This is a genomic window from Flavobacterium sp. N2038, assembly GCF_025947185.1.
Taxonomy (GTDB): Bacteria; Bacteroidota; Bacteroidia; order Flavobacteriales; family Flavobacteriaceae; genus Flavobacterium.
Map to the genome: position 1 here is coordinate 2,204,312 of NZ_CP110001.1, position 13,542 is coordinate 2,217,853.

12 protein-coding genes are annotated in these 13,542 nt (G+C 33.1%); 9 read left to right on the top strand and 3 right to left on the bottom strand.

What is annotated here, in order from left to right; genetic code table 11:
• The first annotated feature begins 6 nt into the window (after window positions 1-6).
• From OLM51_RS10005 to OLM51_RS10030, 6 genes are all read left to right on the top strand, one after another.
• The gene (locus tag OLM51_RS10005; RefSeq protein ID WP_264554170.1) at window positions 7-972 is read left to right on the top strand and encodes an MlaD family protein; all 966 of its coding nucleotides are present in this window, start codon (window positions 7-9) and stop codon (window positions 970-972) included.
• A gap of 5 nt (window positions 973-977) precedes the next feature.
• The gene (locus tag OLM51_RS10010; protein ID WP_264554171.1) at window positions 978-2,315 is read left to right on the top strand and encodes a (Fe-S)-binding protein; all 1,338 of its coding nucleotides are present in this window, start codon (window positions 978-980) and stop codon (window positions 2,313-2,315) included.
• A 123-nt stretch (window positions 2,316-2,438) separates the two neighbouring features.
• Complete coding sequence (locus tag OLM51_RS10015) at window positions 2,439-3,230, top strand: (Fe-S)-binding protein (protein WP_264554172.1); 792 nt, start codon at window positions 2,439-2,441, stop codon at window positions 3,228-3,230.
• Between the two features lie 102 nt (window positions 3,231-3,332).
• Window positions 3,333-3,815, top strand: coding sequence for an ABC transporter ATPase (locus OLM51_RS10020; protein WP_264554173.1), 483 nt, complete (start codon window positions 3,333-3,335; stop codon window positions 3,813-3,815).
• A gap of 431 nt (window positions 3,816-4,246) precedes the next feature.
• Window positions 4,247-5,383, top strand: coding sequence for an N-acetyl-alpha-D-glucosaminyl L-malate synthase BshA (gene bshA / locus OLM51_RS10025; RefSeq protein ID WP_264554174.1), 1,137 nt, complete (start codon window positions 4,247-4,249; stop codon window positions 5,381-5,383).
• A gap of 27 nt (window positions 5,384-5,410) precedes the next feature.
• Window positions 5,411-5,833, top strand: coding sequence for a protease complex subunit PrcB family protein (locus OLM51_RS10030; RefSeq protein ID WP_264554175.1), 423 nt, complete (start codon window positions 5,411-5,413; stop codon window positions 5,831-5,833).
• A 76-nt stretch (window positions 5,834-5,909) separates the two neighbouring features.
• Here OLM51_RS10030 and OLM51_RS10035 read toward each other — a convergent pair whose 3' ends face one another.
• Together OLM51_RS10035 and OLM51_RS10040 are read right to left on the bottom strand one after the other, a co-directional pair.
• Window positions 5,910-6,407 carry a hypothetical protein gene (locus OLM51_RS10035; RefSeq protein WP_264554176.1) on the bottom strand — a complete coding sequence of 166 codons (498 nt, stop codon included), beginning with the start codon at window positions 6,405-6,407 and terminating at the stop codon, window positions 5,910-5,912.
• Window positions 6,408-6,558: 151 nt separating this feature from the next.
• Window positions 6,559-7,389, bottom strand: a complete 831-nt coding sequence (locus OLM51_RS10040) for a UDP-2,3-diacylglucosamine diphosphatase (protein WP_264554177.1) — start codon at window positions 7,387-7,389, stop codon at window positions 6,559-6,561.
• A 186-nt stretch (window positions 7,390-7,575) separates the two neighbouring features.
• Here OLM51_RS10040 and aroC point away from each other — a divergent pair, with 186 nt between their 5' ends.
• The 3 genes from aroC to OLM51_RS10055 all read left to right on the top strand — a co-directional run bounded on the left by aroC (window position 7,576) and on the right by OLM51_RS10055 (window position 12,291).
• Window positions 7,576-8,634: a chorismate synthase gene (gene aroC / locus OLM51_RS10045; protein ID WP_264554178.1), complete on the top strand. Its 1,059-nt coding sequence runs from the start codon at window positions 7,576-7,578 to the stop codon at window positions 8,632-8,634.
• A gap of 53 nt (window positions 8,635-8,687) precedes the next feature.
• Entirely contained in the window at window positions 8,688-9,968 is a 1,281-nt protein-coding gene (locus tag OLM51_RS10050; protein ID WP_264554179.1) for a dicarboxylate/amino acid:cation symporter, read from the top strand.
• A gap of 217 nt (window positions 9,969-10,185) precedes the next feature.
• Entirely contained in the window at window positions 10,186-12,291 is a 2,106-nt protein-coding gene (locus OLM51_RS10055) for a response regulator (protein WP_264554180.1), read from the top strand.
• On the opposite strand, the gene OLM51_RS10060 is transcribed toward OLM51_RS10055, so the two are convergent.
• Window positions 12,288-13,535: a DEAD/DEAH box helicase gene (locus OLM51_RS10060; RefSeq protein ID WP_264554181.1), complete on the bottom strand. Its 1,248-nt coding sequence runs from the start codon at window positions 13,533-13,535 to the stop codon at window positions 12,288-12,290. The two genes, OLM51_RS10055 and OLM51_RS10060, sit on opposite strands and share 4 nt — an antisense overlap.
• Window positions 13,536-13,542: the final 7 nt, after the last annotated feature.

A 13,542-nucleotide genomic window follows, 5' to 3' on the forward strand; every position in this document is an offset into this window, starting at 1 on the left:
AGAATTTTGAAACTAACAAGAGAAATTAAAACGGCTATTTTAGTCATCGCGGCAATTTTATTATTTATTTGGGGCTATAGTTTTTTAAAAGGCAGAGACCTTTTTACTAATTACAAAACATTATTTGTAGAATATGATAATGTTGAAGATTTAGGATCTTCAGCGCCTGTTACCATAAATGGACTTGCAATTGGTAAGGTTAATAAGATTACTATTAATGAAACTACAGGTAAATTATTAGTTGAACTTCAGTTAAAAACAGATTTTCCAATCTCAAAAACGAGTACAGCTGCTTTATATTCTCCAAGTTTAATTGGAGGGAAACAAATTAAAATTATTCCTAATCTTACAGATAAAGATCCTGTAGTTGATGGACAAACTTTAGCTGGATCTGTTGAGCTTGGATTGACCGAATCTTTAGGAGGAAAAATCGAACCAATTCAGCAAAAACTGGATAAAATGCTGGTAAATATTGATAATCTTGTTTCAGGATTAAACAATACACTGGATAAAAATACACAGGAAAATTTAAAGAAAACTATAGCTGAGCTGAGCCAGACAATGGTGCAATTCCATAAAGCTTCAGGCAGTTTAAATTCTATCTTAGATACTAATAAAGGTCAGATTAATGGTGCAGTGACAAACTTAAATAAGATGTCAAGCAACTTTAATAAAATATCTGATTCTTTAAACAAAGCCGATTTAGGAAAAACAGTGCGCAGTTTAAACCAGACTTTAGCTAAAGTTGATGTTTTAATGAGCAATCTGAATTCAGGAAAAGGTACAGCAGGAAAAATATTAAATGATGAAGCATTGTATAATAATCTGGCTAAGACTTCAAAAGAATTAGAGTTGTTATTACAGGATGTTCGTCTATATCCAACCCGTTATGTAAACGTTTCACTTTTCGGAAAGAAAAACAAGCCTTATGTAGCGCCTGCTGAAGATACTAATTCAAATACTAAAAAATAATCAGAATGAGTTATTTAGATAATATTTTATTCGCCATACTTCTTGTAGTAGGTTTTGGTTTTTTTACAGCGAGCGTAAAAAAAATCATCCGAAACGTTAATTTAGGGGTAGATGTTGATAGAAAAGATAATCCGAAAGCTCGTTGGAAAAACATGGCATTGATTGCTCTTGGACAATCAAAAATGGTGAGACGCCCTGTTGCCGGAATACTGCATATTTTTGTATATGTAGGTTTTATAATTATTAATATTGAACTACTTGAAATCATTGTTGATGGATTGTTTGGAACGCATAGAATTTTTGCACCTTATCTGGGTGTAGTTTATGATGTTTTAATTGCTTCTTTTGAAATATTGGCAATTCTGGTAATTTTTGCTGTAGTTGTTTTTTGGATCAGAAGAAACGTAATAAGATTAAAGCGTTTTATTAATAAAGACCTTGACGGATTTCCCAGAAGTGATGCAAATTATATTTTGTACTTCGAAACCGTTTTGATGATTTTGTTTTTATTAATGAATGCATCTGATTTGCATTTGCAAAATGTTCCGGGCGGATATTCTCATTTTCATAAAGCAGGAAGTTATCCCGTAAGTCAGTTTATAGCTCCAATTTTTAATGGTACATCTAATGAGTTAGTTGGACTTTTATTTGAAGTATTTTGGTGGCTGCATATTGTAGGTATTTTGGTTTTTATGAACTATTTATATTTTTCAAAACATTTACATATTCTTTTAGCGTTTCCAAATACTTATTTTGCAAATTTAAAACCAGAAGGTCAGTTTGATAATTTGGAGTCAGTTACCAAAGAGGTAAAGTTAATGATGGATCCAAATGCAGATCCGTTTGCGGCAGCTCCGGTGGATGAAAACGCAGCTCCTGCGAAATTTGGGGCAAGTGATGTTCAGGATTTAAACTGGGTTCAGCTTTTAAATGCTTACACATGTACAGAATGTGGACGTTGTACGTCTTCATGTCCGGCAAATCAAACCGGAAAAAAATTGTCTCCTCGTAAAATTATGATGGATACAAGAGATCGTTTGACTGAAGTTGGAAAAAATATTGATGCGAATAAAGGTGTTTTTGTTCCGGATAATAAAACATTGTTAAACGACTATATTACACCAGAGGAATTGTGGGCTTGTACATCATGTAATGCCTGCGTAGAAGAATGTCCGGTAAATATTAGTCCATTGTCTATTATTATGGATATGCGTCGTTATTTGGTGATGGAACAAAGTGCTGCTCCTATGTCACTAAATGCAATGATGACTAATATTGAAAATAACGGTGCACCTTGGCAATATAGCCAACAAGACCGTTTAAATTGGAAAAACGAGAATTAAGATAGTTTAAACGGTTATTTGTTTAATCGTTTAATTGATAATAAAATAGTAAGGTTTTTAGTAAGGTTATGAAAGAGAGCGATTAACCAAATAAACAATTAACCGATTTAACAACAAAAGAAGATGTCAGAAAGTTTAGTAGTGCCAACAATGGCTGAAATGCTAGCCCAGGGAACACAACCAGAAGTTTTATTTTGGGTTGGTTGCGCCGGAAGTTTTGATGATAGAGCAAAAAAAATTACTAAAGCATTTGTGCGTATTTTAAATCGTACCAATGTTTCATTTGCAGTTTTAGGTACTGAAGAGAGTTGTACCGGAGATCCTGCAAAACGTGCCGGAAATGAATTTTTGTTTCAAATGCAGGCCATGATGAATATCGAGGTTCTAAATGCATATGAGGCAAAAAAGATTGTTACGGCTTGTCCGCATTGTTTTAATACCTTGAAAAATGAATATCCTGAATTAGGTGGTAACTATGAAGTTATTCATCATACGGAGTTTTTAAAATCATTAATAGATGATGGAAGGTTAACTGTTGAAGGCGGGCAGTTTAAAGGGAAAAAAATTACTTTTCATGATCCTTGTTATTTAGGACGTGCTAATAAAGTTTACGAAGCTCCAAGAGATTTAATTCAGAAGCTTGATGTTGAATTGGTTGAAATGAAACGTTCTAAAGCAAATGGTTTATGTTGTGGAGCCGGAGGAGCGCAAATGTTTAAAGATGCTGAACCTGGAAATAAGGAAGTAAATGTACTTCGTACCGAAGATGCACTGGAAGTAAAACCGGACATTATTGCTGCGGGTTGCCCGTTCTGTAATACGATGTTAACAGATGGTATTAAACATCAGGAAAAAGAGGCTTCTGTTAAGGTAATGGATATCGCTGAGCTAATTGCAAATGCACAGGATTTATAAATAAGGCTCAAAGTTGCAAAGGTTCAAAAGGGACAAAGGCGTTATCGTAAAACTTGAAACTTGAAACCTGAAACAAAACAAACAAAATAAACAAAAAATAAAATGTATATACCTTTTGAAAATTTACCTGGTGAATCAAGAATTTGGATTTACCAATCGAACAGAAAATTTTCTGATGGGGAATTTTCTGAAATTGAAACTGATTTAAAAGCTTTTGTAGAAGAATGGGCGGCTCATGGAACAAGTCTTGAAGCTTCGTTTTTGTTGAAATACAACCGTTTTATAATATTAGCCGTTAATCAGGAAGTACAGGCTGCAACCGGATGTTCTATAGATAGTTCTGTGGAATTTATTCAGAGTTTAGAGAAAAAATATGACGTTGATTTGTTAGATAAAATGAACGTAACTTTTAAACTTGGTGAGCATATTGCGCACAAGCCATTAATTGATTTTAAAAAGATGGTTAAAGATAAATCGGTGTCTGAGAATACAATTGTTTTTAATAATCTTGTAAACAATATTGAAGAATTTAATGAATCTTGGGAAGTACCTGCTGCCGATAGCTGGCACAGCAGATTTTTCTAAGAGAAATTTATAGTATATTTTAAAAGGCATAAAACTTGAGTTTTGTGCCTTTTTTTGTTTTTAATATTTAGTGAATTAAATCGGACAGGTTTTTAAAACCTGTCCGATTTCTGTTCATGATCCTAGCAAATAGAAAACTTTGACAAAGTTGATTAAGCAAGTTCTTGCAAATACGAAAAATTATCATCTAGCCCCGATGGAAGCGGTATCCTTTTGTGCCGGTGTTCGGTGCAAAAGATATAGCGGACAGCGGGACGAGGTCTTCTTTTGAAAACTGATTTTTCTGCTCTGTATAAAAAAATAAAGATATAGTCGATTCTTTAATCTAACAATCTAATACTCTGATGAATCTAAGATTTACAAAAATCTAACAATTTAATCGGTAATTTAACCGCTATTTTTGAGTATTTTCGTAGGATTAAATTTAATCCATGAAAATAGCTATAGTTTGTTATCCAACGTTTGGCGGTAGTGGGGTAGTAGCCACTGAGTTAGGTCTTGAATTAGCCAGACGCGGACACGAAATACATTTTATTACTTATAGTCAGCCGGTTAGGTTGGCACTTTTGAATCCAAATGTTCATTATCACGAAGTAAACGTTCCTGAATATCCTCTTTTTCATTATCAGCCTTATGAGTTGGCTTTGTCAAGTAAATTGGTTGATATGGTGAAATTATACAAGATTGAGGTTCTTCATGTACATTATGCAATTCCACATGCTTATGCGGGTTATATGGCGAAGCAAATGCTGAAAAATGAAGGAATTGATCTTCCGATGATTACAACGCTTCACGGTACAGATATTACACTGGTAGGAAATCACCCTTTTTATAAACCTGCGGTAACGTTTAGTATTAATAAATCAGATTATGTGACTTCAGTTTCTCAAAGTCTGAAAGATGATACTTTGAAGTTATTTAAGATTAAGAATAAAATTAAGGTGATTCCGAACTTTATTGAATTAGATAAAGTTAAAAAGGATGTGGATGCACCTTGTCATCGTTATGTAATGGCAAAAGAGAATGAACGTATCATTACGCATATTAGTAATTTTAGAAAGGTAAAACGTATTCCGGATATCATTAAGATTTTTTATAATATTCAGAAAGTAATGCCTGCTAAGCTGATGATGGTGGGTGATGGCCCTGAAAAAGAAAAGGCCGAAATTTTATGTATGGAATTAGGGATTTACGATAAAGTAATTTTCTTTGGAAACAGTAATGAGATTGACAAGATTTTATGCATGACCGATTTGTTCCTTCTTCCTTCTGAAACAGAAAGTTTTGGTTTGGCGGCCTTAGAAGCTATGGCTCTTGGTGTACCCGTGATTTCCAGTAATTCTGGCGGTTTGCCTGAGGTTAATTTTGATGGGGTTTCGGGTTACTTAAGCAACGTTGGAAATGTTGAAGAAATGGCCGCAAATGCAATTAAAATTCTAAAAGATGATGAAACTTTGCTGGAGTTTAAAAGAAACGCTTTAGAGGTTGCTAAAAAGTTTGATATTAAAAATATACTTCCAAAATATGAAGCATTATATCAAAAGGCAATTGATGATTACAAAAACTAAAATCATAAATTTTAAAATTTAACCTAAATGAAAAAAGTAATTTCGATCTTAATAGTTTTTGTTTTGGTTTCCTGTGGCGCAAAAAAGACAGCAAGTTCTACAGCACTGTATGAAGTTTTGACCGAGCAAACTGATGGTGGTGGAAATATTAAGTTTTTTGAGATTTTGACAGAACCAAATGAAATCAAAATGCTCGAAAATGATCCGCTTTTGGCCGACAAAATGAAACAGGATAATATAAGTAACTCTAATTATGTTATTTTGAATATGGGCGAAAAAAATACCGGAGGTTATTCTATAGGTATTGAAAAAGTAGAAGAAACAGATCAAAATATTATTATTACTGTGAAAGAAAATAACCCTGCTGCGGATGCTATGGTAACACAAGTGATTACTTATCCTTATACAGTGGTTAGGATACATTCTAAAAAAGAAATTATTATTAAGTAATTTTGAAATCTTAGAAATAAAAAAAACCTGTCGTTATTGCGACAGGTTTTCTTTTACAATTATTTTTTATTTTTAATTAGAATCTGAATTTAACTCCAAATCCGACATCAAATCCAAAATTATCATCATCATAATATCCAGAACCAATTTCTGGTCTTGCATCTAATGACAGTGTAATAGGCACTTCTTTAAATCTGTATTCGATACCAATATCTCCCGCTGCAAAAACGTAAGTTCCGCTATCGTTGTATTTATAATTGTTGTTGTAATAATCGTGATCCCAAGCGGCTAAACCACCCCCAACACCAGCATACCAGTTGAATCCTCCATCAATGTTCCATACCCATTGGTAAAGTGCAACAGCTTTAATTGCATCTACATCACTGCTGTTTCTCCAGCCTAAATCAAATTCCAGTCTGTTTTTTTGGTTCAATCCTAATTGGTATGATACTTCACCTCCAAATCCGTTGTTGTCTCCTAAGCGTAATCCTAAAGCATGTTTTGAAATTTCTTGTGATTGAGCCGTAAATGCCAGGGCAATTAGCATTATGGCAGATAAAATGATTTTTTTCATAAAAATGGTTAAATTAATTTTTTCAAATGTATTATTACAGTTGCATATACAACGTATAAAATTTTTGAAAATTGTTATATAATTCACATTTCTAAGTAGAAAAAAAATGAAGTTGCCTTACAAAATGTGGCGCTCACAGGTTTTAATTAAATTATAATTTGTTTTTTGCTATAATTGAAGTAAGTAATTCTGTGGTTAAATTATCTTCCATTTCAAACAAATTTTCTTCTTCGGTAAAATTACTTTCAGCATAAGAATATAATTTCCAGCGTTTTTTGTGGTACTCTAATGCTGTTAAATTTTCAACCCAATCACCTGAATTCAGATATAAAGTCGATCCGTATTTGTTTTCTTTGGTAATTATTTTCGGTTCATGAATATGGCCGCAAATTACATAATCGTATTTTTTTTCGATGGCAAGATCTGTGGCTGTAGTTTCAAAATCAGAAATAAATTTGACTGCTTTTTTTACGCTGGCTTTTATTTTTTTGGAGAAAGAATATGGTTCACGCCCTAGTTTGGCCAGACACCAGTTTGCAAAACGGTTTGATAATATTAAGTAATCGTAGCCTAAACCGCCTAGTTTTGCAATCCATTTGGAGTGTTGTACAGAAGCATCAAACACGTCTCCATGAAAAATCCAGGCTTTTTTATGGTCTAATTCTAAAACTAATTTATCAACAAGAGAAAAATTTCCAAGATTCATGTCGCTGAATTTTCGGAGAATTTCATCATGGTTTCCTGTGATGTAATAGACTTTTGTTCCTTTTGATGCCATTCCGATTATACGTTGTATAACTCGCAAATGTGCCTTGGGAAAATACGATTTTCTAAATTGCCAAGCATCTATTATATCGCCATTTAAAACTAATGTTTTTGGTTTAATGCTTGATAGGTAGTTGTTTAGTTCTTTGGCGTGGCTTCCGTAAGTCCCTAAATGAACATCAGAAAGGATAACCAACTCAACGTTTCTTTTTTTCAATTTTTACTGATTTGAAGTTTAGCAAATGAATGAAACTCCTTTCATATTTATTTTATCAAATGGTTATCAATTTGAGCTCAATTTTAATAAATTATGATTTTTGAACTGCTTAAGCTTTAATTAATAATCACAATTTTATATTTTTTAATTTAATTCATAAAACTTACATTTGCTAAAACAAATAACATGGCGGGAAATAGCTACGGCACATTATATAGAGTTACAACATTCGGAGAATCTCATGGTGAAGCTTTAGGCGGAATTATTGATGGTTGTCCATCAGGAATACAACTTGACTTAGAAGCAATTGAAGTTGAGATGTCCCGAAGAAAACCAGGACAGTCAGCAATTGTAACACAAAGAAAAGAACCAGACGCGGTTCAGTTTTTATCTGGGATTTTTGAAGGAAAAACAACCGGCACTCCAATTGGTTTCATTATTCCAAATACCAATCAAAAATCTGACGATTATTCTCATATAAAAGACAATTACAGACCAAGCCACGCTGATTATGTGTATGATCAGAAGTATGGTTTTCGCGATTACAGAGGTGGTGGAAGAAGTTCTGCACGTGAAACAGCAAGCAGAGTAGTAGCAGGCGCAATTGCTAAACAAATGTTGCCGGAAATTAAAATTAATGCATACGTTTCTTCTGTTGGTCCTATTCATTTAGATACACCATATCAGGATTTGGATTTTTCGAAAATAGAAAGTAATCCAGTTCGTTGTCCTGACGAAAAATCAGCTGCGATTATGGAAGAATATATTCGTGATATTCGTAAGCGGGGTGATACTGTTGGTGGTGTTGTTTCATGTGTTATTCAAAATGTTCCAGTTGGTTTAGGAGAACCTGTTTTTGATAAATTACATGCTGAATTAGGAAAAGCAATGCTTTCTATAAACGCTGTAAAAGGATTTGAATACGGAAGTGGTTTTTCTGGTTCTGAAATGAAAGGAAGTGAACATAATGATTTATATAATCCTGACGGAACTACAAAAACAAATCTTTCTGGAGGAATTCAGGGAGGAATCAGCAACGGAATGGATATTTATTTTAGAGTAGCCTTTAAGCCTGTTGCGACTATTATGCAGACTCAGGATTCATTAGATAATAAAGGAAATATTACACCAATGACTGGTAAAGGCCGTCATGATCCATGTGTAGTACCTCGTGCGGTGCCAATTGTTGAAGCAATGGCAGCGATAGTTTTGGCGGATTTTTATTTAATCAACAAAACATATTAATAAAAATTAAGACAGTGAGGGTCTTAGTATTTTAATTTAAAACAGAAAAATTAATGCAAGTTACAGAAACCAAAAAAAAATCATTTCTTTCAGGATTAACAGGCCAGATTATTATCGCAATGGTCCTTGGTGCCACTTTAGGAATCATACTACATAATTATATTTCGCCGGAGGCAGCACAATCGTTTAGTAATAAAATAAAAATGCTGGCGACCATTTTTATCCGATTGGTTCAAATGATTATTTCTCCTTTAGTATTTACTACGCTAGTTGTTGGAATTGCCAAACTTGGAGATATAAAAACAGTAGGCAGAATTGGAGGAAAAGCTTTAGGTTGGTTTTTTACAGCATCATTTATATCATTATTAATTGGGTTGTTTTATGTAAATATTTTACAGCCGGGAGTAGGTTTGAAATTAGACCATGTTGATATGGCTGCTGCATCTGAGGTGACAGCAAAAACAAAAACACTTTCTGTAGAGAATTTTGTAGAGCACATTGTTCCTAAAAGTATTTTTGAAGCAATGGCTACCAATGAGATTTTACAAATTGTAATATTCTCGATCTTTTTCGGATTGGCTGCAGCTTCTTTAGGAAGCCCGGTTAAACCTGTTATAAATGCTTTAGATAAAGCCTCACATATTGTTTTAAAAATGGTAAATTATGTAATGAACTTTGCTCCAATTGGAGTTTTTGGTGCCATTGCAGGTGTGTTTGCTATTAGAGATGCAGAGGAATTGGTTATTACATACTTTAAATTTTTCGGATCGTTTTTAGTTGGAATTAGTACATTATGGGTCGTTTTAATTGCGGTTGGATATATCTTCTTAAAAGGAAGGATGACAGAGTTGTTAAGACGTATTACGGGGCCATTGGCAATTGCATTTGGAACAACAAGTAGTGAAGCTGTTTTTCCAAAATTGACTGAGGAACTGGAAGAATTTGGTGTAAAAGATAAGATTGTATCGTTTATGTTGCCATTAGGGTATTCATTTAATCTTGATGGAAGTATGATGTACATGACTTTTGCCAGTATTTTTATTGCGCAGTTTTATGGTGTTCATCTTGACATAGGTACTCAAATGGTGATGCTTTTGGTTTTAATGTTAACCAGTAAAGGAATTGCAGGTGTACCTAGAGCAAGTTTAGTAGTAGTAGCTGCTACTTGTGGTATGTTTGATATTCCAGTTGAAGGAATTGCCTTAATTTTACCAATTGACCATTTTTGTGATATGTTTAGGAGTGCGACAAATGTTTTAGGTAATGCTTTGGCGACTTCAGTTGTTGGTCAATGGGAGAATGATAAAGAGATTTCAACAGAAGCACAGGAATAAATATAATTAATATAAGTCATCTGTTTGATTTGTATTTGATTAAAAAGAATAAACAAATGCTAAAGAAGCTGTATTTTTAAATGAAATACAGCTTCTTTTTATTTTTAAGTGTATATTTGAGAAAATTTCCCGATTTATGCCCCGAATGCGGATTTTTTTTCTACTATTTTTAGTTCTGAATTGTTGTATCAATTCGGCTTCAGCACAGTCTGAAAAATTGTCAGAAGCTAAAGTTGATAAATTAGTAAAACAGGCACTGCGGGAATACAGAGAATCCTATTACGAAAAATCATTAATTACTTCCCGGATAGCATTAAACTCTGCTACTGCTATTAAAGAAAATGCTTTAATTTCACGTGCTTATACCATTATTGCAGCTAATTACAATGAATTAATCGAAGTTGATAAAGCAATCTTTTTTTATCAGAAAAGTTTAATCTACGCTAATAAAACAGATAATGATTCTATAAAATACAACATTTATAATAATTTGGGGAACATGTATTGTTTTGAAAAAAAACAATTTGACATTGGGATTCATTATTATAAGAAATCGATTGCTTACGGACTTAAGATTAATGACCCAAGCCAGGTTTATTTTACAAACGTAAATATTGCCTGGGCATATTTTGATGTTGGAAATTTTAAAGAAGGATACCCTTATTTGAAATTTATTACCACTAATAGTGAAAAATATGGTGGAGACTCTACAACGGTTATTGTACAGATGCTTAATGGTATGTATTCAAGTTATCAGAATGAAGATGATGCAGCAAATACATATTTTACAAATGCAATTGCGGCAGGTGAAACTACCGATGAAAAATCAGACTTGTCTTATGCACATTTGGAGTATTCTAAATTCCTGACCAAGATTAAAAGATACAAAGAAGCCTATGAAAACCTTACAAAATACAATAGGATTACAGAAGAATTGTATAATCTCGAAAAAATAAAAAAAGCTTCAACAGCCGGTTTTAATCTTGAACTTGATGAATATAAAAGACAGCTTGATAAAATTGAGAGTGAAAAAATTTCGCAGTATCAAAGTTTAAAAAAATCCAGAATTATTGTAATTCTTTTTATTCTTATCTCGCTTATACTTTTGTTTTTGATTGTAACTCTAATTAAGAATATCAGGTTTAAAAAGAAACATAATTTAGAGCTTGTAAAAGCGAAAGAAATAGCAGAAGAGGCCTCATTACTTAAAACGCAGTTTATTTCGACTATAAGCCACGAATTGCGTACACCACTGTACGGTGTGGTGGGAATAACAAATATGTTGCTTGAGGAACATAAAGAATTGTCAAGAAGTCAACATTTGAGTTCATTGAAATTTTCTGCAAGATATTTATTGTCACTTGTAAATGATATTTTGCAAATCAATAAAATCGAGGAAAATAAAGTTGTTCTGGAAAATTTGACCTTCAATATTTCAGATGAAATCACAATGATCAAAAATTCGCTTTCATTTTTATCTCAGAAAAATAATAATAAGATTAATGTTTACATCGATCCGGAAATCCCTGAATATTTAATTGGAGATAAACTTAGATTAGCTCAGATTTTAATGAATTTGGTTAGTAATGCATTAAAATTTACTAAAGATGGCGAAGTTGATATAAAGGTTAATGTGAGTCGTGTGGATGGGAAAAATTATTATCTCGATTTTTTGATTAAGGATAATGGAGTAGGAATTGCAATTGTAGATCAGGGCAAAATTTTTGAAAAATTTGTTCAGGTAGGCAGAAAAGATGAAGATTATCAAGGAACCGGACTAGGGTTAAGTATCGTAAAACGATTATTAGGGCTTTTTGGGAGTACAATTACTCTTGAAAGTGATTTAGGTCAGGGAACTTCATTTTCATTTGTTATTCCTTTTGAGCACGATCCTGAGAGGACAAAAAGAATTATTGATGAGATTGAAGTTGATCTGACTTCAAATGAAGTTTATAAGATTTTAATTGTTGAAGATAATCTCATCAATCAATTAGTGACAAAAAAGATTATTGAGAAAAATAATTATATCTGCAAAGTCGTTGATGATGGTTTTGGAGCATTAAAAATTTTGGAAAAGGAATATTTTGATCTTATTTTAATGGATATAAATATGCCTTTAATGAATGGGTTTGAGACCACGAAAAGAATTCGTTTAAATGGAATAAAAACTCCAATTGTTGCATTGACCGCTTTTGATAAAGATGAAATTACAGACGAGGCTATTTCTTCCGGAATAAATGATATTATCATTAAGCCATTTGAGCCTGTTAAGTTGTTTAAAATTATTAATTACCTAATACAAGAAGCAAAAAACGCTGGTTAGTACCAGCGTTTTTTATTTTGTTTAGAAGCATTTGATTTTCTCGATTTGTGAGCTCCGCCACTTCTGTTTGAATTTTTAGGTTTCTCTCCGGCTTCCGGGCTTCCCTGATGCCATTGATAAGGATGATCTGTAATTGTTTTTACATCAACTTTTATTAATTTTTGAATGTCTTTCCAGTATGGATGCTCATCTTTTCCACAAAAAGAAATAGCAATACCTCCATTTCCTGCACGTCCTGTACGACCAATACGGTGTACATATGTTTCAGGTATATTTGGCAAATCAAAATTGATTACATAAGGCAGCTGTTCGATATCAATTCCTCTCGCAGCGATGTCTGTTGCAACAAGAACACCAACTTCTTTATTTTTAAAAGCATCCAAAACACGTTGTCTTGCGTTTTGAGATTTGTCTCCGTGAATTGCTTCAGCCGGAATATCTTTTTTACGAAGAGCTTTTACAACATTATCTGCGCCATGTTTTGTTCTCGAAAAAACCAATACGTTTGATAAGTTTTCTTCTTTAATCAAATGATAAAGTAGGTTTCTTTTCTCTGTTTTGTCAACAAAATAGATACGCTGTTCTACGTTTTCGGCAGTTGATGATACAGGCGAAACTTCAACTTTTTCAGGATCTTTCAAAAACATTTCTGCCAATTCTCGAATAGCAATAGGCATTGTGGCTGAAAACAGTAAAGTCTGACGGTTTTTTGGGGTTAGTTTTACGATTTTTTTTACATCGTTGATGAATCCCATATCAAGCATTTGATCTGCTTCATCTAAAACTAAAGTATGTAAATGGTCAAAATCAAGAAACCCTTGTTTGTGTAAATCAAGTAATCTTCCTGGTGTTGCCACTAGTATATCTACTCCTTTTTTTAAGGTTTCAACCTGAGGGTTTTGCGAAACACCTCCAAAAATTGTCAATTGTGTTAAGTTGGTGTATTTACCATAAGTGTCAAAACTTTCTCCAATTTGTACAGCAAGTTCACGTGTTGGTGTAACAACAAGTGCGCGAATTTGTTTTGCTTTTTTTGATGAACCTACAATTCGGTGTAACTGATGTATGATTGGAATTGCAAATGCAGCAGTTTTTCCGGTACCAGTTTGTGCACAACCAATTAAATCTCTCCCCGATAAAATGATCGGAATAGATTGTTCCTGAATTGGAGTGGGGTTTAGGTAGCCTTCTTCAAATACAGCTTTTTGTATACTTTTTGAAAGTGATAGATCTTCGAATAACATATCTTAG